The sequence below is a fragment of the Dactylosporangium sp. NPDC000521 genome (genome assembly GCF_042898305.1).
Lineage (GTDB): Bacteria > Actinomycetota > Actinomycetes > Mycobacteriales > Micromonosporaceae > Dactylosporangium.
This window is the reverse complement of record NZ_JBIAYW010000004.1, coordinates 106,758-130,785: the sequence shown is the minus strand read 5'-3', so window position 1 is coordinate 130,785 and position 24,028 is coordinate 106,758. Positions and strand designations below refer to the sequence as shown.

Here is a 24,028-nt window from a genome sequence, read left to right as displayed (position 1 = left end):
ACCTGTCGATCCAGGTACGTAAGGAGACACCCCCGTGCATACCAGACGCTCCGTTGTGCTCGGCCTCGCCGGCCTGCTCGCCACCGGCGCCCTCGCCGCGTGTGGCGACTCGCCGAACGCCGAAAACGCGAAGAAGGGCCCGACGGTCCTCAACGTCGGCATGCCGAACGGCCCGCAGACCGAGAACCAGAACCCGTTCCTCAGCACCTCCGCGGCGTCCAAGTCGGGCTACCGCTGGGCGCTCTACGAGCCGCTGATGATGTGGAACCCGGTCAAGCCGGCCGACCCGATGAAGCCGTGGCTCGCCACCAAGGCGGAGTGGTCGAAGGACTACACCTCGGTCAAGGCCACCATCCGTGACAACGCCACCTGGTCCGACGGCCAGAAGGTCACGGCCGAGGACGTCGCGTTCACGTACAAGCTGCTGCGCGACAACGAGGCGCTCAACACCGGCGGTCTCACCATCTCCGACGCTTCGGCCAGCGGCGCGGACGTGACCATCACGTTCAAGAACCCGCAGTTCGTCAGCCAGCACAAGGCCATCGCCCAGGTGCCGATCGTCCCCAAGCACATCTGGGAGAAGGTCTCGGACCCGAAGGCGGAGCTCGCCAAGAACCCGATCGGCTCCGGCCCGTACACGCTGAAGTCGTTCACCCCGCAGACCGCCACGCTGACGGTCCGCGACAAGGGCTACTGGCAGGCGCTGCCGCAGGTCAAGGAGCTGCGGTACACCTCCTACACCGACAACAACGCGCAGACCACCGCGCTCGCCAACGGTGAGTCGGAGTGGAGCTTCGTCTTCATCCCCAATGTGAAGACGGTCTTCATCGACAAGGACGCCGCGCACCACAAGATCTGGGCCCCGCCGGTCCTCGGCATCCACGGCCTGTACATCAACACCACCAAGGCGCCGTTCGACGACAAGAACCTGCGCGTGGCCATGAGCATGGTCATCGACCGTGACGACATCTTCAACACGGCCGAGGCCGGCTACTTCCACCCGCTGGTGAAGAGCGTGACCGGTCTGCCCAGCCCCGCCGGCGACGCGTTCCTCGCGCCGGAGTTCAAGGGCAAGGACTACAAGATCGACGTCGAGGGTGCCAAGGCGCTCCTGACCGCCAACGGTTACAAGTACGAGGGCACCACGCTGAAGGACAAGACGGGCAAGGCCGTCACCCTGACGCTGACCGACCCGGCCGGTTGGTCGGACTACCAGACCTCGCTGGAGATCGTGAAGGCCAACCTTCAGAAGATCGGTATCGAGGCGACGGTCGAGAAGGCCAACCAGGACGCGTGGTTCAAGAACGTCGAGGCCGGCCAGTTCGACGCGGGCTTCCGGTGGACCAACGGCGGTAACACGCCGTACGACATCTACCAGACGATCATGGACGGCGACCTGCTCAAGCCGATCGGCACCGCCAGCCCCGCCGGTAACTTCGGGCGCTTCAACAACCCCGAGGCCACCAAGGCGCTGCGCGACTACCAGTCGGCGACCGACGACTCGGTCCGCGTCGCGGCGATGAACACGCTGCAGAAGATCTTCGTCGAGCACATGCCGATGATCCCCGTCGGCGCCGACAATGTCGGTGGGGCCTACTCCACGAAGCAGTGGACCGGCTGGCCGGACGACGCCAACCCCTACGGCGCCGCCCAGCCCACCCAGGCGAACGCGCTCGACGTGATCCTGCACCTCAAGCCGGCCTCCTGACCGGTCGCTAGTGACGGCGCTCCCCGGGTTGCCCGCACGGGCAACCCGGGGAGCGCCACCCCGTGACGACACCCCAAGACAGGAACATCGGCATGACGTTGAGCGAAAGCACGGCGGCGCCGGTCGGCGAGGTGGTGCTGGAGGCTGTCGGCCTGACCAAGCATTTCCCCGTCCGCAGGCGGATGCGTGACCTTTTCTCCGGCACCAAGGCAGCCGTCCACGCGGTGGACGACGTCTCCTTCACTCTGCGACGGGGCAGAGTCACGGCACTGGTCGGCGAGTCCGGCTCCGGCAAGTCCACAGTCGCCCGGCTGCTCGCGCAGCTCTACCCGCGCACCGGCGGCGACATCCTGCTGCACGGCACGTCGACCAAGGTCAACGGCGGTCGTCGCTTCCGCGCCTACGTCAAGCGCGTGCAGCTCATCTTCCAGGACCCGTTCGGCTCGCTCAACCCGGTGCACACGGTCCGCTACCACCTGACCCGGTCGCTGAAGATCCACGGCAACGCCGGCAGGACCGCGGCCGAGCTCGAGGAGGCCCTCGCGAACCTGCTCACCCGGGTCAGCCTCACCCCGCCCGAGCGCTACATCGACAAGTTCCCGCACGAGCTGTCCGGCGGCCAGCGCCAGCGTGTCGCGATCGCCCGCGCCCTCGGCGCCGACCCCGAGGCCCTGCTCGCCGACGAGCCGGTCTCCATGCTGGACGTGTCGATCCGCCTCGGCATCCTCAACCTGCTGCGTGACCTGAAGGAACGGCTCAACCTCGCCATCCTGTACATCACGCACGACATCGCCTCGGCCCGCTACTTCGCCGACGAGACCATGGTCATGTACGCCGGCCGCATGGTCGAGGGCGGCGACAGCGAGACCGTCACGCAGAACCCCGCGCACCCCTACACCCGGCTGCTGATCGAGTCCGCGCCCGACCCGGACCGCATCGAAGGCATCGCCGACCCGGCGAACCTGGACCGTGGCAACGGCGAGCCGCCGAGCCTGATCCGGCCCCCCGCCGGCTGCCGCTTCAACCCCCGCTGCCCGCACGCCATGCCCCGCTGCAAGGTCGACCTGCCGCCGCGGCTGGAGATCGGTGACCGGGACGGACACTGGGCCGCCTGCTGGCTGTACGACGCGGACACCGTCGCCAAGGAAGGCATCGGCTCCGCTGCCGGTCAAGGGGCCGACGGCAGCGCCGCCATCCCCACGCCGCCGGCTTTGACGCTGACGGAGGAGGCACGATGAAGTTCCTGCTGCAACGCATCGCCTTCTACCTGTTCACGGCGTGGGCGGCGATCACTCTCAACTTCTTCATCCCGCGGGTCATGCCCGGCGACCCGGTCAGCGCCCTGATCTCCAAGAACCAGGGCCGGCTGTCCAGCGACGCGATCCAGTCCATCAAGGTGCTGTTCGGTCTCGACAAGGACCAGAGCCTCTGGGACCAGTACATCGGCTACTGGAAGCAGCTGCTGCACGGCGACCTCGGCCTGTCGTTCACGTTCTACCCGACGTCGGTGTCCGAGGTCATCGGCCAGAGCCTGCCGTGGACGATCGGCCTGGTCGGCATCACCACGATCCTGAGCTTCCTCATCGGCACCGCGCTGGGCGTCGGCGCCGGCTGGAAGCGCGGCTCCTGGATCGACAGCCTGCTGCCGGCGACCACGTTCCTGTCCTCGGTGCCGTACTTCTGGCTCGGTCTCGTCGCGATCGCCCTGCTCGCCGGCCCCGGCAGCTGGTTCCCGTCGTCCGGCGGCTTCACCCCCGGCCTGGTGCCGGCGTTCGACCAGTACTTCATCGGCAGCGCGCTCAACCACAGCATCCTGCCCGCGGCGACGATCCTCATCTCCTCGATGAGCGGCTGGATCCTCGGCATGCGCAACATGATGGTCACCGTCTCCTCGGAGGACTACATCACCGTCGCGCACGCCAAGGGCCTGTCCGACAAGCGGGTCGCCTTCAGCTACGCCGCCCGCAACGCGCTGCTGCCCAACGTGTCCGGCTTCGCGCTGTCGCTGGGTTACATCGTCGGCGGCACGCTCCTGGTGGAGATCGTGTTCTCCTACCCGGGCGTGGGTTACCAGCTCTTCCAGGGTGTCCAGGCCTACGACTACCCGCTGATGCAGGGCATCTTCCTGGTCATCACGATCTCGGTGCTGGTGGCCAACCTGCTGGCCGACGTGGCCTACCTGCTGCTCGACCCGCGCACCCGAAAGAGTGGTTGAGATGACCGTCACCCCGTCCAGCATCGAGCAGGTGATCCCGGGCCAGGGTTCGATGGCCCAGCCGAGCGTGAAGCCGGCGTCGAAGGCGAAGCGCAAGCGGTTCCGGTTCATCGCCAACGGCAAGGCCGCGACCGGCCTGATCGTGCTCGGCATCTACGTGCTCATCGCGATCATCGGGCCGTGGATCTCCCCCTACGACCCGGACCTCATCACGGCCGACAAGCTGCAGGCGCCGTCCGGCTCGCACTGGTTCGGCACCGACCACCTCGGCAAGGACATCTTCAGCCAGATCCTCGTCGGCGCCCGCGGCGTCGTCGTGGTCGGCGCGATCGCCGGCATCGTCGCGACGGTCCTGTCGGTGCTCATCGGCGTCACGTCCGGCTACCTGGGCGGCGCCGCCGACGAGAGCCTCTCCGCGGTGTCCAACGTCTTCCTGGTCATCCCGGGCCTGCCGCTGATCATCATCGTCACGTCCACCATCACCAACGCCGGCGACATCGTCGTGGCGCTGGTCATCGGGTGTACGTCCTGGGCGTACGGCGCCCGGGTGCTGCGAGCACAGACCCTGTCGCTGAGACGGCGGGACTACGTCGAGGCGTCCCGCGCGACCGGTGAGAAGACCTGGCGGATCGTGCTGTTCGAGATCCTGCCGAACCTGACCGCGATCATCGCGTCCAGCTTCGTCGGCACCGTCATCTTCGCCGTCATGTCCGAGATCACCCTCGCGTTCATCGGCATCTCGTCGGTGTCGACCTGGAACTGGGGCACGATCCTGTTCTGGGCGCAGGGGCAGCAGGCCCTCGCGCAGGGCGCCTGGTGGTGGTTCGTGCCGGCCGGTCTTGCCATCGCGTTCCTCGGCACCGCGCTCAGCCTGATCAACTTCGGTATCGACGAGTTCGTCAGCCCCCGCCTGCGCACCTCCGGCGCGGGCTCCCGGCGCGCCCCCAACGGCGACAAGGTCACCATGCGGGTCGGGTTCACGCCCGTCATCCGCGGCCGCGCCGACACCACCCCCGAGATCGAGATCAAGCACCCGCGCGACACCGACGCCCGCGACGACGCCGTCGGCTCGGTGGAGTACGCGGCGATCGAGGGTCACAGCACCGGCACCGATGGAGCGAAGCCATGACCCGTACCCTGACCCGGCCGCTGCTGGAGATCAAGAACCTCGACGTCGACTACGGTCTCGGCGAGGAGGGGGTCAAGGCGGTCCGCGACGTCAGCCTCACCATCCACCGCGGCGAGGTCGTCGGCCTCGCCGGTGAGAGCGGCAGCGGCAAGTCGACCCTCGCCTACGGCGTCACCCGGCTGCTCCCGCCGCCCGGCGTGGTCGCCAACGGCTCCGTCATCTACCACCCGCCGACCGGTGACCCGTACGACGTGCTGAACCTCTCCAACGAGGAGCTGCGCAAGTACCGGTGGGCGGAGACGTCGATCGTGTTCCAGGGCGCGATGAACTCGCTCAACCCGGTGCACAAGATCTCCGTCGGCCTGATGGACGCGATCAAGGCGCACGACCCGAGCTCCAGCAAGGCGGCCCGGGTCGCGCGGGCCAAGGAGCTGCTGCGGCTCGTCGGCATCGCCGAGGACCGGCTCGACGCGTACCCGCACCAGCTGTCGGGCGGCATGCGCCAGCGCGTCATGATCGGCATGGCGCTCGCCCTGGAGCCGCAGCTGGTCATCATGGACGAGCCGACCACCGCGCTCGACGTCGTCATGCAGCGGCAGATCCTCGGCCAGCTCGTCGAGCTGCGCGAGCGGCTCGGCTTCTCCGTCCTGTTCATCACGCACGACCTGTCGCTGCTGGTCGAGTTCTCCGACCGGATCGCGATCATGTACGGCGGGCGGATCGTGGAAGAGGCGCCTTCGGCGGCGATCTACCGCGACCCGAAGCACCCTTACAGCGAAGGGCTGCTGCGCTCGTTCCCGGCGCTGCGCGGCGCCCGCCGGGAGCTGGCCGGCATCCCCGGCTCGCCGCCCGACCTGCGCGGCATGCCGTCCGGCTGCTCGTTCCACCCGCGCTGCCCGAAGGCGTTCGAGCCGTGCCCGACCAAGCTGCCGATCCTGGGCAAGCCCGACGATCACGTCGGTGAGCCCCGCACCGTCGCCTGCTGGCTGCATCCGGTCACCGCCGGCTGAGCCTGCCAGCGGGCACACCGTCCCAGTAACTGCAAACAGGAGAACAATGGACACGACCGCGACACCCCTCGATGTGCAGAACCCGATCGCCACACTCCCGCCTGCCTTCCGTTGGGGAGTGGCGACCTCGGCCTACCAGATCGAGGGCGCGGTCGACGAGGACGGGCGGACCCGGTCCATCTGGGACACCTTCTGCGAGGTGCCCGACGCGATCGACAAGGGCGACACCGGCGAGGTCGCCTGCGACCACTACCACCGCATGCCGCAGGACGTCGCGCTGATCCGCGACCTCGGCGTCGACCTCTACCGGTTCTCTGTGGCGTGGCCGCGGGTCCAGCCCCGCGGCCGCGGCCCGGTCAACCCGGCCGGGCTCGGCTTCTACGACCGGCTCACCGACGAGCTGCTCGCCAACGGTGTCGAGCCGTGGATCACCCTGTACCACTGGGACCTGCCGCAGGAGCTGGAGGACGCGGGCGGCTGGCCCGTCCGCGACACCGCCTACCGCTTCGCGGACTACAGCATGCTCGTCTTCGACGCACTCAAGGACCGCGTCAAGACCTGGACGACGCTCAACGAGCCGTGGTGCTCGGCGATGCTCGGCTACGCCTACGGCGTGCACGCACCCGGCCGGCGCGACTTCGCCGCCAGCATGCACGCCGTGCACCACCTCCTGCTCGGTCACGGCCTCGCGACCCAGCGCATGAAGGAGGCGGCGGCCCCGCACCACGAGTTCGGCATCACGCTCAACATGGGCGTCAGCACCCCCGAGACCGACAGCGCCGCCGACCGCGACGCCGCCCGGCGCAGCGACGCGCTCAGCACCCGCATCTACCTCGACCCCCTCGTCCACGGCCGGTACCCCGCGGACCTCGTCGCGGACCTCGCCGCGCGGGGCATCGAGCTGCCCGTGCAGGACGGCGACCTCGAGGTCATCAAGACGCCGCTGGACGTCCTGGGCGTCAACTACTACTTCAGCGAGACGGTCTCCGGCGTCGACGAGGACGGCAACACCCACGACGCCACCGGCCTGCCCGTCAGCCGCCCGGTCCCGACCGGCCGCCCGATCACCGCGATGGGCTGGGAGATCGTCCCCGAGGGCTTCACCCAGCTCCTCGTGCGCCTGTGGGAGGACTACCGGCTGCCGATCTTCGTCACCGAGAACGGCTCCGCCTTCTACGACGAGCCCGACGAGACCGGCTTCGTCCGCGACGACGACCGGATCTCCTACTTCGACTCCCACATCGGCGCGGTCGCCCTGGCCCGCCAGCAGGGCGCGGACATCCGCGGCTACTTCGCATGGTCGCTCATGGACAACTTCGAGTGGGCGTACGGCTACGACAAGCGCTTCGGCATCGTCTACGTCGACTACGACACGCAGGAGCGCACCCCGAAGCAGTCCGCGCTCTGGTACCGCGACACCATCAAGGCCCTGCGGGGTTGACCGGGTCCGGCAGCAGGGGAGTTGTGGGCCCCTGCTGCCGGCCCAGCAGCGACGCCCTCGTCAGCGCGGCCGAGCCGAACCTGTCCCGGACCTGGTCCATGGCGGTGTCGAGCTCACCGCCGGTGTGCGCCCGCAGCGGCAGCTCCAGTTGTACGGCGCCGTCGCCGTCCAGATTCGCGACGGCGATGCCGATGAGCGTCAGCCCCCGGTTCGCGATCAACGACGCTTCCTTGTGGTGCAGCCGCTGCACGGCGTCCAGAATCGTCGCGGTGTGCCACGTCTCCTTGGCGAGCGTGTGCGAGCGGGTCACCTTCGTGAAGTCCGCGAACCGCAGCCTGAGCACCACCGTGCGACCACCCCGCTCGGCGGCCCTGAGCCGCCGGCAGACCCGGTCGACCAGCTCCGCGAGGACCGCGTCGACGAACGCCGGCTCGTGCGGCCCGCGGCCGAGGGCCCGCTGCGCCCCCATCGAGCGGCGGCGCCGGTTCGGCTGCACCGGCCGCGGATCCCGGTTGTGCGCGAGGGCGTGCAGGTGCCTGCCCGTGCCCTCGCCGAGCATCGACACCAGGGTCGCCTCACCGAGCCGGGCGACCTGCCCCACGGTCATGACCCGGTGCGCGTGCAGCTTCGCCGCCGTGACGGCCCCGACGCCCCACAGCCGCTGCACCGGCAGCGCGTGCAGGAACGTGAGCTCGTCGGCGGGCTCCACGACCAGCAGCCCGTCGGGCTTGGCGACCCCGCTGGCCACCTTCGCCAGGAACTTCGTCCGCGCCACCCCGACCGTGATCGGCAGCCCGACCTCCCGCAGCACGTCGGCCCGCAGCCGCTCAGCGATGCGCCGCGGCGTCCCGGCGATCCGCCACAGCCCCCGCACGTCGAGGAACGCCTCGTCGATCGAGATCCCCTCCACGACCGGTGTCGTGTCCCGGAACACCTCGAACACCCGCCGGCTGGCCTCCGAGTACGCCCGCATCCGCGGCGGCACGACGATCGCCTCCGGGCACAGCTGCCGCGCCTGCCGCCCGCCCATCGCGGTGCGCACCCCGCGCCGCTTCGCCTCGTAGCTGCACGCGAGCACCACCCCGCCGCCCACGATCACCGGCCGCCCCCGCAGGCGCGGATCGTCCCGCTGCTCCACCGACGCGTAGAACGCGTCCAGGTCAGCGTGCAGGATCGAGGCCCCGTCGGACACGAACACATGTTCGCATGACTCGGCCTCCTCAGGTGGGTGGATCGAGCGACGACCGCAGCGTCAGGCCAGCACGAGACGGCGGCGGCGTTCCGTCAGGACGGTGCTGGCGGTGGCGACGAGGAGCAGGAGGACGCCGATGTTGGCCAGGAGGCGGAGGCCGATGCCGGTGTAGGCGTCCCATGATGCGACCGGCCCGGTCACCGGCGACAGGTACATCGTGGCGACGACCGCGTAGGTCAGCAGGGTGCACGGGGCCAGGAACCCGACGCCGGCCCAGGCGGTCACGGCCGCCACCCGGTCGCCCGCGGCCCGGCGCATCCCGGCCCAGCCGAGGGCGAGCCCGCCCAGGCCGAGGAGGGTGACCAGCGGCGTGACCGCCGAGGGCTCCCGCCGGCCGATCTCCAGGATGAGCATGCCCGCCCCCTCCTGGTACACCTGCATGACCAGCTCGCCCCTGACCGCGGTGACGCCCTCGGCCTGGCCGGGAAGGTCCGGGGCGCGGGTGCTCACCGTCCAGTTGCCCTTGACGAGATCCTCCCGCGCGACGCCGATCGCGCCCGTGACGTTCTGCGCCGGAGGATCGACGCGGTAGACGACGTAGCCGCCGTTGTAGTCGTCGCCGCCGAACAGCAGCGCCTGGACGCCCTCGGGCGGGTCGTAGCCGAACGCCGGGTCGTGCCGGCGGTCGGGGGCGTGCAGGCGGGTGCCCGGCACGAGGGGCTGGGACATTGAGAGCGCGACCCGGTCGCTGGGCAGGTCGGGCGAGACCGACCAGGCGAGCCAGCCGCCGAGGCCGGCGCCCAGCGCGCCGAGGGTGAGCGCACCGGCGAGCCCGGTGGCCCACCCGACCCAGCTGCGGCGCGACCCCGGTGCGGGATCCGGCGTGTCCATGCTTGTGATCTCCCCGATCGACGAACGGCGCTCGCACCATACACGGGCACGGGAAAATGCGCGTGCGGGTTGCGGGGCCGGTCGCGTAGAACTGCCGGGTGCTACGACTCTGGGCGGCGGTGCTGCGGCGGCCGTTCGCGACGGCCCTGGCGGTCACGAACCTGCTCACCCGGTTGTCGGCCGGGGCGGTCGCCCTCGCGCTGGTCCTGCTGGTGCAGCACGAGCGGGGGTCCTTCGGCGCGGCGGGGTTCGTCGCCGGTGTGTTCGCCGTCGGTACCGCCGCCGCGGCGCCGATCGTCGGGCGGCTCGTCGACCGGACCGGCCAGACACCGGTGCTGCTCGCGACCGCGGCGCTGCACGGAGGGTCCCTGCTCGGCGTGGCGGCACGGCCGTCGGCGCCGCTGTGGGTGCTCGCCGCGCTCGCCGGCGTCGCGGGCGCGGCACGGCCACCGGTCGCGGCGTGCATGCGCGGCATCTGGATCGCGATGCTGGGCGAGGGTGCGCAGCTGCGGGCCTCGTACCGGCTCGAGAGCGCCCTGCTGGAGGTCGGGTTCATCGCCGGGCCGGTCGTCGCGGGTGCGGTCGTGGCGGTGGGGCGGCCGGCGCTCGGGCTGGTGCTCACGGCGGGGCTCGCGGCGGTGGCGACGACAGGGTTTGCGCTGCTGCCGCCGGCCAGGGCGTGGCGGCCGGCGGCGCGCGGGGCACGGTCGGGCGTCCTCGGGCCGCTGCGGGCCCCGGCGGTGCTGTCGCTGGTCGGCTCGCGGGCGGCGCTCGGTGTCGCGATCGGCGCGGTGCAGGTGGCGGCGGCCGCGTTCGCCACCGCCGGCGGGCGGGCCGGGTTCGCGGGGGTGCTGCTGGGCGGGTTCGCGGCGGGCAGCCTGCTGGGCAGCCTCGGGCCGCACGCGGCGCCGGCGAGGTTCACCCTGCTGTCGGCCGCGATGGCACTGGTGCTGGCGCCGCTGCTCCTGCCCGCCGGCCTGTGGTGGCTGGCGGGGCTGTTCGTGCTGGCCGGGGTGCCCCTCGCGCCCCTGAACGCGCTCGCCTACGAGCTGACCGACCTGGCCGCCCCGCCGGGCACCGGCACCGAGGCCCGCATGTGGACGAGCACGGCGACGGCGGCCGGGGCGGCCCTCGGCAGCGCGCTCGCGGGCGCGGCCGTCGACGGCACGGCGGCCAGGGCCGCGGTCGCGGTGGCCCTGGCCGGTGCGGTGGCCGCGGCGGCGATCACGCTGCTGACCCACCGCACCGTGTCCACCGCACCGCCGTCGCCGTCGCCGTCGCCGTCCCAGGAACACCCCGCGGACAGCGCCGTCACGCCGTCGGTGCCGCCTCGGTCAGCGGGAGCAGCACCTGGAAGCGGGTGTCGCCGGGGCTCGACGTGACGCGGATGTCACCGTGGTGCTTCTTCACCACGATGCGGTACGAGATGTCCAGCCCGAGCCCCGTGCCCTCACCGACCGGCTTGGTGGTGAAGAACGGCTCGAAGATGCGCGGCCGGACCTCGGCGGGGATGCCGGTGCCGGTGTCGGCGAACTCGACCGCCAGGCAGTCGCCGTCGCGCGACGTGGTGATGGTGAGCGTGCCGCCGCTGTCCATCGCCTCGACCGCGTTGACGATGAGGTTCGTCCACACCTGGTTGAGCTCGGCCGCGTACGCCGGGATGTGCGGCAGGTCGCGGTCATAGCGGGTGACGACGCGGACGCCCCGCTTGGAGATCTTCGCGTTGAGCATGATGAGGGTCGCGTCGAGCAGTTCGTGCACGTCGACGACCTGGAACGGGCCGCGGTCCAGCTGCGAGTACTGCTTCGCCGCGCCGACGAGGCCGGAGATGCGGGTGACGGCATCGTCGATCTCGCCCATCAGCAGCTCGGTCTCGATGGTGTAGACGAGCCAGCGCACGGCCGGCTCGAGGTCGAGCTTGCCGACGCAGAGCTTCACGTCCTCCAGCCACGGCACGTCGACGCCGCCGGCGACGAGGGTCGGGGCGAGGTCCCAGGCGCCGTTGACGCCGCGCTCGTCGAGCCAGTCGCCGATGGCGTCCTCGGCGTCGCTGGCGTCCAGCGCGGAGCGCTTCGGGGCGTTCGCGGCCAGCTTGACGGCACGCTCCTGCAGCTCGACGAGGCCGTGCAGCTGCTCGCCGTCGAGGCGGCCGTCGGCGATCATCGCGAGCTTGTGCCGCATCCCGGCGACCCGGTCCCGCAGGACGGCGGTGGCGCGCACGGCCGCCGCGGCCGGGTTGTTGAGCTCGTGGGTCAGGCCGGCGGACAGCGCGCCGAGCGCGAGCAGCCGCTCCCGTTCGGCGGCGGCGTTGTTGACGTTGCGCATGCCGAAGAACAGGCCTTCGAGCAGGTGCATCGCCATCGGGAACCACTCGCGCATCGCGGCGCCGAGCTCGACGGCGGGCAGTTCGTACAGCTCGGAGTCGGTGATCGCGTGCATCGTGTTGTTGTAGACCTGCGGGACCCGGTCGCCGAGGTACGCCTGCGTGGCGCCGCCGTAGACGCCGACCTGATCGGTGCGGCTGAGCTCGATGTCGTCGCCCCGGACGTTCCGGCTGAGGCTCACGGTGCCGGACAGCAGCACCACGAAGCAGGTCGCCGGCTCGCCCTCCCGGTACACCGGCTGCCCCGCGCCGTAGCGCGCCACGGTGCCACGGGCGGCGAGCCACTCCAGCTGGGCGTCGTCGAGCGCCTCGAAGAGGAACAGCGTCCGCAGTTCCGCGACGTCCAGAGACCTGCTCATTGCGCCTCCACCAGGTACCGGTGCACCAGTGACACCGCCATCGCGCCTTCGCCGACCGCCGAGGCGACCCGCTTCACCGAGTCTGCGCGCACATCGCCCGCGGCGAACACTCCTGGAACGCTCGACTCCAGGTGATAGGGGTCACGGCCGAGCGCCAGGTGGTCGCTGCCCGCGGCGACGTCCGGCCCGGTCAGGACGAACCCGCGGGCGTCGCGCTGCACCACGCCCTCCAGCCAGTCGGTGCGGGGCTCCGCGCCGATGAAGATGAAGAGCCAGGAGCTGTCGACGGTACGCTCGGTGCCGTCGACCGTCCGCAGCGTCAGCCGCTCCAGGTGCTCGTCGCCGTCCGCGCCGACGATCTCCGTGCACGGGTGGACCACGATCGTCGGGACCGCCGCGATCTGCTCGATCAGGTACCGCGACATCGACGCGTCCAGGCTGGGGGCGCGGATGACGAGGTGGACGCGGCGCGCGTACCGGCTGAAGAACATCGCGGCCTGCCCTGCCGAGTTGGCCCCGCCGACGATGTAGACGTCCTGGTCGGAGCAGCTCGGCGCCTCCGTCGACGCGGAGCCGTAGTAGACGCCCCGGCCGTGGAACTGCTCCAGCCCCGGTGCGTGCAGCCGCCGGTACGCGACCCCGGTGGCCAGGATGACGCTGTGCGCCGCGATCGTCGTGCCGTCCTCGAAGTGCAGCACCCGGGCCGAGCCCTGCACCGCCAGGCGGGTGACCTTGCACGCGGTGAGCAGCTCGGCGCCGAACTTCACCGCCTGCCGGCGGGCCCGGTCGGTGAGCTGCGCGCCGGACACGCCGTCGGGGAAGCCGAGGTAGTTCTCGATCCGGCTGCTCTGCCCCGCCTGCCCGCCCGTCGCGCGCTCCTCCAGCAGCACGGTGCGCAGGCCCTCGGAGGCGCCGTAGACGGCCGCGCCGAGGCCGGCGGGCCCGCCGCCGACGACGACAAGGTCGTAGAAGTCGGACGCGGGCGTCGTGGTCAGGCCCACCTGCGCCGCGAGCTCGGCCTCACCCGGCGCGACCAGGGTCTTGCCCTCCTGGGTGACGACGAGCGGGACGTCGGCCTCGGTCAGCCCGGCCGCCGTCAGCAGCCGCCGGCCCTCGGCGTCGTCGGTGGTGTACCAGCGGTACGACACCATGTTGCGGGCCAGGAAGTCGCGCACCTTGAACGACGGCGCCGACCAACGGTGCCCGACGACCTTCACGTCGGCGACCGGCCGGTCGGGGGCGGCCTTCCACGCCTCGATCATGGCGTCGATCACCGGGTACAGCTTCTCCTCCGGCGGGTGCCACGGCTTGAGCAGGTAGTGGTCGAGGTCGACGACGTTGATCGCCTGGATCGCGGCATCGGTGTCGGCGTACGCGGTCAGCAGCACCCGCCGGGCGCGCGGGAACAGGTCCATCGCGGCCTCGAGAAACTGCAGGCCGGTCATGTTGGGCATGCGGTAGTCGGCGAGCAGCACCGCGACCTGCTCGCCGCGCAGCTTCAGCTCCTTGAGCGCGTCCAGAGCCTCCTGGCCGGAGTCGGCGCGGATGATGCGGTAGTCCTCGGCGTACTGCTTCCGGAGGTCACGGGCGACGGCCCGGGACACCGCGGGATCGTCGTCAACGGTCAAGATCGCTGGCTTGGCCATGGTGCCAATCCAACCACGGGTTTCCTCGATCGCCCATTGGATACTGTGTGCCGGTGAGCAACCCGTGTGAGCACCTCGACCAGATCCACGACGTCCAGCCGAGCGCGGAAGGCTGCGAGGACTGCCTCGCCACCGGCGGCCGCTGGGTGCACCTGCGGCTGTGCCTGACCTGCGGGCACGTCGGCTGCTGCGACTCGTCGCCGGCGAAGCACGCCACCGCGCACTTCCACGCCGACGGCCACCCTCTGGTGCAGTCGTTCGAGCCCGGCGAGGAGTGGGTGTGGTGCTACGCCGACGACGCCCTGCTCAAGGTCGACGGCCTGCCGTCGCGGTCCCACCCATAGACCGGCATTTTTTCGCGTCCTAAAGTAAGCGGATGCGGGTGACGTTCGAAGGCGGCGGCGCGGGCACCGGACCGCTGTCCTGGGGCCAGCTGGACATCTGGCTCAAGATGACCACGCTCGGGCACTCCCTGGCGTTGGGCGGCACCCGTCCGCTGCCGCCCGGGACCTCGCCCGAGGACGTCGCCGGCGAGCTGCGCTACCTGATGAGCCGCTACGAGAGCATGCGCACGCGGCTGGTCTTCGACGGCGACGGGCCGCCGCACCAGGTCGTGCACGGCGCCGGCTCGATCGACCTCGAGGTCCTCGACGACGTGGACCCCGCTGAGGTCGAGGCCCGCTACCGCGCCGTCCCCTTCGACCACGTCCGCGAGTGGCCGGTCCGTATGGCCGTCGTCCGCACCGCCGGGGTGTGCTCCCACGCGGTCCTGATCATGTCGCACCTCGTCATGGACGGTGCCGGCGCGGTCCGGATGATGGCCGAGACCGACGCCCGCACCGACGCCCCCGTCGAGGGCCACTCCGCGCTCGAGCAGGCCCGGCGGCAGGCGTCGCCGGCCGGGGTCCGCCAGAACGCCGCCTCGCTGCGGCACTGGGACACCCACCTGCGGGCCATCCCCGACCCGGGTCTCGCCCCGTCCCGCGACGTGCGCACCCCGCGGCACTGGACCGGCGTGCTGCGCTCCACCCTCCTGCCGTCGGCGCTGCGCGCGGCGGCGCTGCGGGCCGGTGTCGAGCCGGCGCCGGCCCTGCCGGCCGCGTTCGCCATCGCGTTCGCGCAGGTCACCGGCGTCACAGTGGTGCCGTTGCGGCTGATCTCGAGCAACCGCTACCGGTCCGGGCTGGCCGGCGTCGTCGCCCCCGTCTCGCAGATGGGGCTGTGCGTCATCGACACCGCCGGCGACTTCACCGACGTGCTGCACCGCACCCGCCGGGCCGCGCTCGCCGCGTACAAGCACGCGTACTTCAACCGCTTCGACCTCGACGCGGTGATCGCGGCCGTGGTCGCCGACCGGGGGCCGCAGTTCGCCCTGGACCTCAGCCTCAACGACCGCCGCCTCGGCGGCGAGCTGCAGGACGTGCCGCGCCCCGAACGCAGCGAGTTCACCTGGATCGACCGCTCCGACGAACCCTCCTCGGCGCTGTTCCTCAGCGTCGACGGCTCCGACGAGGCGGTGGAGATCACGATGTACGTGGACAGCCACCTCCTCGCCCCGGACGACGCCGAGGCGATGCTGTGGGCGATGGAGTCGATCGCGGTCGCCGCGGCGCCGGAGCTTCCCGGGTCCTCTGGTTCCCCTGGGTCTCCTGGGTCTCCGGGGTCGTCGGCGTATGTCGAGGAATCCGTGGTGGTTCCGACCTCCTCGTGACAGCGTCATCGTCGCGTACACGAGGAGAGCCATGCGTTTCGAGGACCACTGCGAGTGGATCGTCACCCAGACCGAGCTGCTGGTCGGGGGCCTGTCCGGTGCGTCTCTGGCGGCGCCCGTGCCGTCGTGCCCCGGCTGGACCCTCGGCGCGCTGCTGCGGCACGTCGGCGGCGGGCACCGCTGGGCCGCGGAGATCGTCCGGACCAGGGCGACCGGGTTCCTGCCCGACGGCATCGTCCGCGAGGTCACCGGCGACGACACCGGGCCCGTCCCGGCGGCGTGGCTCCTCGACGGCGCCCGCGAGCTCGCCGGCGCGCTCCGTGCGGCCGGCCCGGACGCGCCGGTGTGGACCCCGTTCGACGTCGGTGGCATGCCCTTCTGGGCGCGCCGCTTCGCGCACGAGACGCTCATGCACCGGGCCGACGCGTGCCTGGCCGCCGGGGTGCCGTTCGTGGTCTCGGCGGACGTCGCCGCCGACGCGCTCGACGAGTGGATGGAGCTCGACGCGCACCCGGTCCACTTCGACCTCAACCCCGGCAAGCGGGCGATCCTCGGCCCCGGCCGCACCCTGGCGCTGCGCGCCGACGATCTGCCCGCCGCCTGGTTCGTCGACCTGACCGGGGACGTCAACACGTGGCGTCGCGGCGGTGGGCCCGCGGCCGTCACCGTCCGGGCGCCACTGCGGGAGCTGTTGCTGCTGGTGTACCGGCGCCGCGACGCCGACGGTCTGGCGGTCGACGGCGACGCCGGCGTGCTGCGCCACTGGCTGGGTCACGTCGCCTTCGGGTGAGCTACTGCTCCTCGACCTCCAGGCTGCCGTTGACCTGCAGCTTGCGGCGGGCCCGTTCGTAGAAGGTGGTGTACCCGAGGCGCACCACCTTCGCCGCGGACGGGGCCGCCGACACCGTGAGCGTGTCACCGGCCTGCAGCTCGCCGCTGAGGATGCCGTCGACCTCCATCACGAGGCGGCCGCTGGTCGGCAGGAGCTCCAGGTCGAGGACCTCGTCCGGGGAGAGGACCATCGCCCGGTTGAACGCGGAGTGCGCCGCCGCCGGCACGACCAGGATGCCCTCGACGTTCGGCGAGACGATCGGCCCGCCGGCGGAGAAGCTGTAGGCGGTCGACCCCGTCGGCGTGGCGACGATGAGCGCGTCCGCGGAGTAGCGCACGAACGGGTAGCCCTGCATCGAGATGCCGACCGCGGCGAGGCCCTGCCCCGGCACCCGCACCAGTGCGATGTCGTTGAAGGCGGTGACGTCGGTGCCGTCGGGCAGCCGGGTGCGGATCGCCATGCGGGGTTCCACGGTGTACCGGTGGGCGTCGATCGAGCTCAGCGCCGCCGGCAGGTCCTCGACGGCGACCTCCGCGAGGAACCCGAGCCGCCCCAGGTTGACCCCCAGCACCGGCGTCGGCTTGCCGGACAGCAGCCGCATGCTGCGCAGCATCGTGCCGTCGCCGCCGAGGCTCACCACCAGCGACGCGCGGCTGACGAGCTCGTCGGCGTCGACCGCGACGGCGGTGCAGTCGATGCGGTCGACCTCGTCGGGCAGCCCGAGGACCGTCGCCTCGCGGGTCTTCGCCCAGTCGATGATGGCGTCGATCGCCGGCTTCGAGTCGCGGCGTGGATGCAGGACCAGCCCGACCGTGTGCACCATGCCCATGCCGCAACTGTACGGCCGGTCCCGACCTCGCGGGCTCGCGATGCGCGGCAGACGGCGCGGCCGGTCACAGCCTGGCGGGCTCGCTCGCGATGCGTGGCGGTGGACCTGGCGGGCTTGCGGTGCCGGGTGGGTGGGGTGGCAGGTCAGAGCCTGGCGGGCTCGCGGTGCCGGGTGGGTGGGGCGGCCACCGTCCGGGGCCGCAGCGATCCCACGACGAGGGCGATGGCGACCAGCAGCACGGCCGGCAGCGGGCCGATCCACGGCACGTGGTCCAGCAGCAGCCCGGCGCTCACGGCCCCGACCGGGATGCAGCCGAGCGGCAGCAGCTGCTGGACGGTCGTCACCGGGCTGTCCGCCGGCTCGCGGGTCGCGGCGTGCTGCAGGGCCGCCGCGATGGCGGCGAGGGCGAGCAACGGCAGCTGGGTGAGGCCGCGCGGGTCGTGCGCGGCGACCATCCAGCCGCCGCAGAGGGTGCAGAGCGCGAGCAGCGCGCCGACGAGACAGCGGCTCGGGGCGACCCGCCGGGCGAGCAGTGTGGTCCCGCCGTACACGGCCACGGACAGCGCCGCCCGCAGCGCCGTCTCCGGCAGACGCTGCACCCCCGCCACGCCCAGGACGACCAGGTTGCCGACCACGACGCCGCCGAACACGCCGCCGAGAAACAGCAGGCAGATGCCGTCGACGTACCCGGCCGCGAGGGCCAGCAACCACTGTGTTCGCCGCATTGCCGACCCGTTCCCAGATCCACGCGACCCATCCTCACCCGCACCGGGTGGGGATTCTTGCCGTAGGACAAACATGATATCGGTGGTGCTGAGGGTACGGTCGCTGGGAACGACCACTCGAGAGGAGGCGACGACCAGGTGTCGATCGCGTTGCGGCTCGCACTGCATCTCCCGCGGGACGCCGCGACGGTGCCCATGGCCCGCCGCCTGCTCGACCAGGCGCTGCAGACCCTCGGCGTCGAGCCCTCCTGCCGCGACGACATCGGCCTGATCCTCACCGAGGCCTGCGCCAACGTCATCGAGCACGCCCGTGACATCGATGACTACGAGATCAGCATCGACGTCACCGACGTCCGCTGCGTGATCCACGTCGTGAACGACGGCTCCGTCATCGACCCCGGCCGCCTCGTCCTCGCGACGGAGATGACCGCGAGCGAGCTCGCCGCCATGGACTTCACGGTCCTCGACGAGCACGGCCGCGGCCTGCACATCATCCGAGCCCTCGCCGACGAGCTGTACCTCACCCCCGCCACCGCCGGCGGCCTGATCCTCCAGGCCGTGACCACCCTGCGCTGGACCACCGACGCCGAGGTCTGGCAGCGCCGCTGACCACTCTGCCTTCGCTCCCGACGGCGGCGGCTGAACGGCTTCGGTCTGCCTTTGCCCCCGCCGGCGGCGGCTGAACGGCTTCGGGCGGTGGTCACTGTGTGCCGGACCACCGACGCCGAAGTCTGGCAGCGCCGCTGACCCGCGTCACGCCGGACCGCGCCCCGCCCCGGCGCGTGCCAAGTCAGGTGGAGGCGGCTGACTGCTTCGAGCGGTAGCCAGTGTGCTGGACCACCGACGCCGAGGTCTGGCAACGCCGCCGACCACCCCGCCCTCCCGCGACAAGTCCAGACGTTGCGCGCTGTGGGACGTAGGGGCGGCGGCACGTCGTCGGCGGTCACGGGTCCGGGCTGGCTGGCTGGCGGCACGTCAAGGCGTTGGCGGGCGTCGGCGGATGGCGCTACCGGAGCGGCGCCGACCGCTTCACTAAGCACCGTAACGCATGCCACCTAATTGATCTTCGGCCGCGTAGTGATGCGATTACCTGGCGTGTGCCGCAACAGAATAGCAGGGGTCAGGCGGGGCCGGCCTGGTTCAGCTGCTGGATGCGGATGAGGTTGCCGGCGGGGTCGCGGACCGCGCAGTCGCGGACGCCCCAGTGCTGGTCGGTCGGCTCCTGGACGATGTCGGCGTCGTGCTTCTGGAGGCGTTCGAACATGGTGTCGAGGTCGTCGGTGGCGAGGTTGACGCCGGAGTACGTGCCCTTCGCCATCATCTCGGTGATGGTGCGGCGCTCGTCGTCGGTGACGCCGCTGCCGGGGACGGCGACGGGCTGCAGGACGAGCGACGTGCCGGGCTGGCCGGCGGGGCCGACGGTGATCCAGCGCATGCCCTCGTAGCCGGTGTCGCCGCGGACCTCGAAGCCGAGGACGTCGCGGTAGAAGACCAGGGACGCGTCCGGGTCGGTGTGCGGCAGGAACGATGAGTGAATGACGATGTCCATACCGGTCACGCTATGGGAGAACCGCCGGCGGCTGCTTCTTGATTCCTGACCAGATGCCCGGCCGCAGGAGTGGCCGGGCCGGCCGGAGGCCTGGCAGGGTTCCGGACCGGGCGGGTCGCCTGCTTGGCGACGCACGGGGACATGCCCTCGGTGGCGGAGGCGGCGCGGGCCCGGTAGGCGCTCGGCGGCATCCCGACCAGCTCGGTGAACCGGGTGCTGAACGTGCCCAGCGACGAGCACCCGACGGCGAAGCACACCTCGGTGACGCTGAGGTCGCCGCGGCGCAGCATCGACATCGCGCGTTCGATCCGGCGGGTCATCAGGTAGCTGTACGGTGACTCGCCGTACGCCTGGCGGAACGCGCGGCTGAGATGGCCCGCCGACATGTGGACGCCGCGGGCGAGGGCCTCCACGTCGAGCGGCTGCGCGTAGTCACGGTCGATGCGGTCGCGGACGCGGCGCAGCCGGACCAGGTCGCTGAGCTGCTGCGCCGATGGGGGTCTGCCGGTCACGCACGGAATCGTGCCACAGTGCGGAGGTGCCCGACGCCATCTTCACCCACCCGCGACTCGCCGCGATCTACGACACGTTCGACGGCGACCGCTCCGATCTCGACCTGTATCTGGGCATCGTCGAGGAGTTCCGGGCCGTTCATGTCCTCGATGTCGGCTGCGGCACGGGCACCCTCCCGCTCCTGCTGGCGGCGCGGGGCAAGCGGGTGACGGCGGTCGACCCGGCGGAAGCGTCGCTGGACGTGGCAAGGACGAAGACCGACGAGGTCACCTGGATCCTGGGCGACGCGACGACGCTCCCACCGGCGATGGACAGCGCGGACCTGGCCACGATGACCGGCAACGTGGCCCAGGTGTTCCTCGACGACCGGGACTGGGCCGCGACCCTGCGCGGCATCCACAAGGCCCTCAAGCCCGGCGGCCTGCTGGTGTTCGAGACCAGGCGCCCGGAGCGCCGCGCCTGGGAGGACTGGGCGCGGGACCCCGGGCCGCACCGGCGTGACGTGCCCGGGGTCGGCGTGGTGGAGCAGCGGCGCGAGGTGACGGACGTCCGGCCGCCGTTCGTGTCGTTCCGCTACACGTACACCTTCCAAGGCGGAGAAGGAGCAGCGACGGTGCACTCCGACTCCACGCTCCGCTTCCGTGACCGGCAGGAGATCATGACGTCCCTCGAAGACAACGGGTTCACCACCCTGGACGTGCGCGACGCACCCGACCGGCCCGGCCTGGAGTATGTGTTCATAGCCGCACGGTGACGGTCTTCGGGCGCTGGTACTCCGTGAGCGCCAGGACGCTCAGGTCGGTGCCGTGGCCGGAGCCGCGCCGGCCGCCGTGGGGGAGCTCCGCGGTCTGCTCCAGGTGACAGTTCACCCACACCTCGCCGCAGTCCAGCAGGCCGGCGACCCGCAGCGACGGCCCGACGTCGGTGCCCCACACGCTGGCGGCGAGCGCCTGCGGCACGGAGTTGGCGAGGGCGACCACACCGTCGAGGTCGTCGGCCGCCTGTACGGTCAGCGCCGGCCCGAACATCTCCGACGTGACGGCCGGGTCGTCCGGCGGCAGGTCGGCGAGGATCAGGCCGGCCCGCCAGAACCCGTCGGCCTCCGCAGCGCCGACCGCCAGGGAGCCGCGGTGGCGCACCCCGGCCGCCGAGGAGGAGACGATCGCGTCGAAGCGGGCCAGCTGGGAGGCGTTGTTCAGCGGCCCGAAGTCGGGGCCGGCGCGGCGGGCGAGCATCGCGGCGGCGAGCCGGTCGACGGTCTCGTCCAGGTGGGAGCGCAGCGTGATGACGCGGGCCGGGGCGGCGCAGCTCTGCCCGGCGTTGTACGTGCACGCCCCGACCAGCTCGTCGTACGTGTACGAGGGCGCGTCGGGCAGGACGATCGCGGCGCAGTTGCCGCCGAGCTCCAGGCTGACCCGGCGCAGCCCGGCCCGGGCGACGACGTCGAGCCCGCCGGCCTGGCTGCCGGTGAAGGCGACCGCGTCGACGTCGGCGCCGACGAGCAGCCGCCCGGTGTCGCGGTCGCCGGGCAGCGCGACCAGCACGCCCGCGCCGAGCGTCGCGGCCGCGTGCGAGGCCAGCAGCACCGCGCTGTCGGGGGTCGTCTCGGCCGGCTTCAGCACCACGGTGTTGCCCGCGGCGAGCGCCGGCCCGAGCCGCCACGCCGCCATGAGCAGCGGATAGTTCCACGGTACGATCGCCGCCACCACCCCGAGCGGCTCCCACCGCACCCAGCTCTCCCGGCCGGGGAGGCGGTGCCCGGCGGCGGGGGTGAGGTCGGCGCGGACCGCACCGGCGTAGAAGCGCAGCACGTCGGCGGAGTTCAGCACCTCCGACCTGGCGTCCGCGGCGGACTTGCCGGTGCCGGCGATCTCCGCCGCGACGTACGCGTCGAGGTGCTGCTCGATGAGCGCGACGAGCGCGAGGAGCCGGTGCGACCGTTCCTTCGCGGTCAGCCCGGCCCAGGCGGGCAGGGCGGCGCGGGCGGACGCGACGGCCGCCGAGACCTCGGCGGGGCCGGCACAGTCCAGGCGCGTGCGGATGTGGCCGGTCCGAGGGTCGGTCAGGTCAACGAAGTTCACACGACATCGTACGCACGCCGGCGGGAAGGCCGGGCAGGCTCACACCACGTCGTAGGCGCGCAGCCACAGTTCGAGGGTCAGCACCAGCCACACCTTGCCGCCCTGGCGGGGCAGCAGCGCACCCTCGCCGCGCAGCCAGGCGCGGATCGTGACGGGGTCGAACAGGCCGCTGGTGCGGCTGCCGAGCAGCACGTCGTCGGCGAGCTCCTTCAGCGGCCCGCTCAGCCACTGCTGGACCGGCACCCGCATGCCGCTCTTGGGGCGGTCGATGATGGTCGCCGGCAGCAGGTCCCGCACCGCCTCCTTCAGGATCCATTTCTCGTCGGTACCGGCGAGCTTCAACCGCGGCGGGACGGTGAACGCGTGGTCGATCACCTGGCGGTCGAACAGCGGCGCGCGCCCCTGCAGCCCGCGCGCGGCGGTGAGCCGCTCGACCTTCGTGAGGATGTGGTGGGCGCCCTTGGTCCGCAGGTTGCAGTGCAGCAGCCGGTTCAGGTGGGAGCGCATCGTGCCGGGCGACAGGTAGGGCGCGACGAAGCGCTCCGGCCCCGGCTCGCCGTCCAGCGCGCGCAGTGTGTCCGCGGTCAGCAGCGCCGGAAGGTCGCCGTAGCACTTGCGGTAGGAGCGCAGGTACGCCAGCGACCGCGCGTCCGGCGACGGGTCGTCGCGGTGCAACTCGTACAGCAGCATCGGCAGGTTCTTCGGGCCGCCGAAGACCGGGTCGCCGCCCTCGCCGTTGAGCACGACCCGCATCCCGTCGCCGGCGACCGCCTCGGCGAGCATCAGGTTGGGCACGGTCAGCGGGTCGCCGACGGGGCTGTCCAGCAGCGCGACCGTGTCCGCGAGCCGCGCGGCGACCGCCTCGCCGGAGACGCTGAGGATCTGGTGACGGGTGTTGCAGTGGGCGGCGACGAGCCCCGAGTACGCCAGCTCGTTCGGCAGATCGTGACCGAAGCTGATGCTGTAGGTGCGGACCTCCTGGTCGTGCAGCTTCGCCGCGAGCGCGGTGACGAGGCTGCTGTCGACGCCGCCGGACAGCAGGACCGCGGCGGGCTCGGCCTGCGGCAGGCGCAGGCTCGTCGCCCGCTCCAGCAGCGCCCGCAGCGTCGCGGCGTGCCCGTCGGCGGTGGTCGCCTCGTCGACCGCCTCGGTCGCCTCCCAGAACACCTCCTCACGGACGGTGCCCTCGTGGCCGGCTCCGCCGCGCAGCCGCACGATCCGTCCGGGGAGCACCTCGTGGACGCCGCGCAGCAGCGTCTCGTCGCCGGGCAGGTACGCGAACGTGAGGAACGACCGCACGGCGGCGAGGTTGAGCCCGGTGCCGAGGTCCGGCCAGTGCCGCAGCGCCCGTAGCGACGTCGAGACGGCCACGGTGCCGCCGGCCCGCGTGTGGAACACCGTCCGCGCCCCGACGTGGTCGCGGACGACGACGAGGTCGGTCCCGTCGGCGATGACCAGGACGAACATGCCGTCCGCGGCGCGGACGCCGGCGGCGCCGAGCCGGGCGTACAGCCGCAGCAGCAGCGCACCGTCGGGTGCGTCCGGCGGTGCGGGGTCGCCGGCCTTGGCGAGCGCGCCGAGCAGTTCGGCGCGGTTGTGCAGGACGACCTCGCCGACGGCGTGCAGGTCTCCGGCGGCGAACGGCCCGTCCGCGAACCCCGGCTCGCCGTCGACGATGCCGAGCGCGGCCGGGCCCGCCGAGGCGACCTGCCGGGCGCCGAGGCCGGTCAGCGCCCGCGGGTCACCGAGCGTCGCTGCGATGCGTGCCACGGGTCCTCCTGTCCATTCCTGTTCCTGCGGCTCAGCTTCCTGCT

Annotated in this window: 22 protein-coding genes; 12 read left to right on the top strand and 10 right to left on the bottom strand. The window is 72.0% G+C overall.

The features are described 5' to 3' along the window. Positions 1-34 precede the first annotated feature (34 nt). The 6 genes from ACFY3L_RS14725 to ACFY3L_RS14700 all read left to right on the top strand — a co-directional run bounded on the left by ACFY3L_RS14725 (position 35) and on the right by ACFY3L_RS14700 (position 7,503). Positions 35-1,708 carry an ABC transporter substrate-binding protein gene (locus ACFY3L_RS14725; protein ID WP_389322892.1) on the top strand — a complete coding sequence of 558 codons (1,674 nt, stop codon included), beginning with the start codon at positions 35-37 and terminating at the stop codon, positions 1,706-1,708. Positions 1,709-1,800: 92 nt separating this feature from the next. After that, the gene (locus ACFY3L_RS14720) at positions 1,801-2,946 is read left to right on the top strand and encodes an ABC transporter ATP-binding protein (RefSeq protein ID WP_389322890.1); all 1,146 of its coding nucleotides are present in this window, start codon (positions 1,801-1,803) and stop codon (positions 2,944-2,946) included. Beyond that, entirely contained in the window at positions 2,943-3,923 is a 981-nt protein-coding gene (locus ACFY3L_RS14715) for an ABC transporter permease (protein WP_389322888.1), read from the top strand. Before ACFY3L_RS14720 ends, ACFY3L_RS14715 begins: the two co-directional genes overlap by 4 nt. A 1-nt stretch (position 3,924) precedes the next feature. Continuing rightward, positions 3,925-5,052 (top strand): ABC transporter permease, encoded by a 1,128-nt coding sequence (locus ACFY3L_RS14710; RefSeq protein WP_389322886.1) that lies wholly within the window; start codon positions 3,925-3,927, stop codon positions 5,050-5,052. After that, positions 5,049-6,062 (top strand): ABC transporter ATP-binding protein, encoded by a 1,014-nt coding sequence (locus ACFY3L_RS14705; RefSeq protein WP_389322884.1) that lies wholly within the window; start codon positions 5,049-5,051, stop codon positions 6,060-6,062. Before ACFY3L_RS14710 ends, ACFY3L_RS14705 begins: the two co-directional genes overlap by 4 nt. A 46-nt stretch (positions 6,063-6,108) precedes the next feature. Next, entirely contained in the window at positions 6,109-7,503 is a 1,395-nt protein-coding gene (locus ACFY3L_RS14700; protein ID WP_389322882.1) for a GH1 family beta-glucosidase, read from the top strand. On the opposite strand, the gene dinB is transcribed toward ACFY3L_RS14700, so the two are convergent. Both dinB and ACFY3L_RS14690 read right to left on the bottom strand, forming a co-directional pair. Continuing rightward, positions 7,484-8,695, bottom strand: coding sequence for a DNA polymerase IV (gene dinB / locus ACFY3L_RS14695; RefSeq protein ID WP_389322880.1), 1,212 nt, complete (start codon positions 8,693-8,695; stop codon positions 7,484-7,486). The two genes, ACFY3L_RS14700 and dinB, sit on opposite strands and share 20 nt — an antisense overlap. Before the next feature lie 60 nt (positions 8,696-8,755). Further along, the gene (locus ACFY3L_RS14690) at positions 8,756-9,586 is read right to left on the bottom strand and encodes a hypothetical protein (RefSeq protein ID WP_389322878.1); all 831 of its coding nucleotides are present in this window, start codon (positions 9,584-9,586) and stop codon (positions 8,756-8,758) included. A gap of 98 nt (positions 9,587-9,684) precedes the next feature. Here ACFY3L_RS14690 and ACFY3L_RS14685 point away from each other — a divergent pair, with 98 nt between their 5' ends. Next, positions 9,685-10,968, top strand: coding sequence for an MFS transporter (locus ACFY3L_RS14685; RefSeq protein WP_389322876.1), 1,284 nt, complete (start codon positions 9,685-9,687; stop codon positions 10,966-10,968). On the opposite strand, the gene ACFY3L_RS14680 is transcribed toward ACFY3L_RS14685, so the two are convergent. Both ACFY3L_RS14680 and ACFY3L_RS14675 read right to left on the bottom strand, forming a co-directional pair. Then, positions 10,898-12,328 (bottom strand): ATP-binding protein, encoded by a 1,431-nt coding sequence (locus ACFY3L_RS14680; protein WP_389322874.1) that lies wholly within the window; start codon positions 12,326-12,328, stop codon positions 10,898-10,900. The genes ACFY3L_RS14685 and ACFY3L_RS14680 overlap by 71 nt on opposite strands. Beyond that, the gene (locus ACFY3L_RS14675; protein ID WP_389322872.1) at positions 12,325-13,974 is read right to left on the bottom strand and encodes an FAD-dependent oxidoreductase; all 1,650 of its coding nucleotides are present in this window, start codon (positions 13,972-13,974) and stop codon (positions 12,325-12,327) included. Before ACFY3L_RS14675 ends, ACFY3L_RS14680 begins: the two co-directional genes overlap by 4 nt. A 53-nt stretch (positions 13,975-14,027) precedes the next feature. Here ACFY3L_RS14675 and ACFY3L_RS14670 point away from each other — a divergent pair, with 53 nt between their 5' ends. The 3 genes from ACFY3L_RS14670 to ACFY3L_RS14660 are packed head-to-tail and all read left to right on the top strand — an operon-like array spanning position 14,028 to position 16,475. Continuing rightward, the gene (locus ACFY3L_RS14670; RefSeq protein ID WP_389322870.1) at positions 14,028-14,318 is read left to right on the top strand and encodes a ubiquitin carboxyl-terminal hydrolase 14; all 291 of its coding nucleotides are present in this window, start codon (positions 14,028-14,030) and stop codon (positions 14,316-14,318) included. Positions 14,319-14,350: 32 nt separating this feature from the next. After that, positions 14,351-15,685 (top strand): condensation domain-containing protein, encoded by a 1,335-nt coding sequence (locus ACFY3L_RS14665; protein ID WP_389322868.1) that lies wholly within the window; start codon positions 14,351-14,353, stop codon positions 15,683-15,685. 31 nt (positions 15,686-15,716) lie between these two features. Then, the gene (locus ACFY3L_RS14660) at positions 15,717-16,475 is read left to right on the top strand and encodes a maleylpyruvate isomerase family mycothiol-dependent enzyme (RefSeq protein WP_389322866.1); all 759 of its coding nucleotides are present in this window, start codon (positions 15,717-15,719) and stop codon (positions 16,473-16,475) included. A 1-nt stretch (position 16,476) separates the two neighbouring features. Here the strand turns inward: ACFY3L_RS14660 and ACFY3L_RS14655 are convergent, their stop codons facing one another. Together ACFY3L_RS14655 and ACFY3L_RS14650 are read right to left on the bottom strand one after the other, a co-directional pair. Beyond that, complete coding sequence (locus tag ACFY3L_RS14655; protein WP_389322865.1) at positions 16,477-17,346, bottom strand: NAD(+)/NADH kinase; 870 nt, start codon at positions 17,344-17,346, stop codon at positions 16,477-16,479. Positions 17,347-17,489: 143 nt separating this feature from the next. Next, positions 17,490-18,071 (bottom strand): DUF1275 family protein, encoded by a 582-nt coding sequence (locus ACFY3L_RS14650; RefSeq protein WP_389322863.1) that lies wholly within the window; start codon positions 18,069-18,071, stop codon positions 17,490-17,492. A gap of 138 nt (positions 18,072-18,209) precedes the next feature. On the opposite strand from ACFY3L_RS14650, the gene ACFY3L_RS14645 reads away from it, so the two are divergent. Continuing rightward, positions 18,210-18,680, top strand: coding sequence for an ATP-binding protein (locus ACFY3L_RS14645; protein WP_389322861.1), 471 nt, complete (start codon positions 18,210-18,212; stop codon positions 18,678-18,680). Between the two features lie 511 nt (positions 18,681-19,191). Here ACFY3L_RS14645 and ACFY3L_RS14640 read toward each other — a convergent pair. Continuing rightward, positions 19,192-19,620, bottom strand: a complete 429-nt coding sequence (locus ACFY3L_RS14640) for a VOC family protein (RefSeq protein ID WP_389322859.1) — start codon at positions 19,618-19,620, stop codon at positions 19,192-19,194. A gap of 5 nt (positions 19,621-19,625) precedes the next feature. Then, the gene (locus tag ACFY3L_RS14635) at positions 19,626-20,132 is read right to left on the bottom strand and encodes a helix-turn-helix transcriptional regulator (protein ID WP_389322857.1); all 507 of its coding nucleotides are present in this window, start codon (positions 20,130-20,132) and stop codon (positions 19,626-19,628) included. A 26-nt stretch (positions 20,133-20,158) separates the two neighbouring features. Here ACFY3L_RS14635 and ACFY3L_RS14630 point away from each other — a divergent pair, with 26 nt between their 5' ends. After that, on the top strand, positions 20,159-20,887 hold the full coding sequence (locus ACFY3L_RS14630; RefSeq protein ID WP_389322855.1) for a class I SAM-dependent methyltransferase: 729 nt from the start codon (positions 20,159-20,161) through the stop codon (positions 20,885-20,887). Here the strand turns inward: ACFY3L_RS14630 and ACFY3L_RS14625 are convergent. Then, positions 20,871-22,214 carry an aldehyde dehydrogenase family protein gene (locus ACFY3L_RS14625; protein ID WP_389322853.1) on the bottom strand — a complete coding sequence of 448 codons (1,344 nt, stop codon included), beginning with the start codon at positions 22,212-22,214 and terminating at the stop codon, positions 20,871-20,873. The two genes, ACFY3L_RS14630 and ACFY3L_RS14625, sit on opposite strands and share 17 nt — an antisense overlap. A gap of 39 nt (positions 22,215-22,253) precedes the next feature. Then, positions 22,254-23,984 (bottom strand): asparagine synthetase B family protein, encoded by a 1,731-nt coding sequence (locus ACFY3L_RS14620; RefSeq protein WP_389322851.1) that lies wholly within the window; start codon positions 23,982-23,984, stop codon positions 22,254-22,256. Positions 23,985-24,028 lie beyond the last annotated feature (44 nt).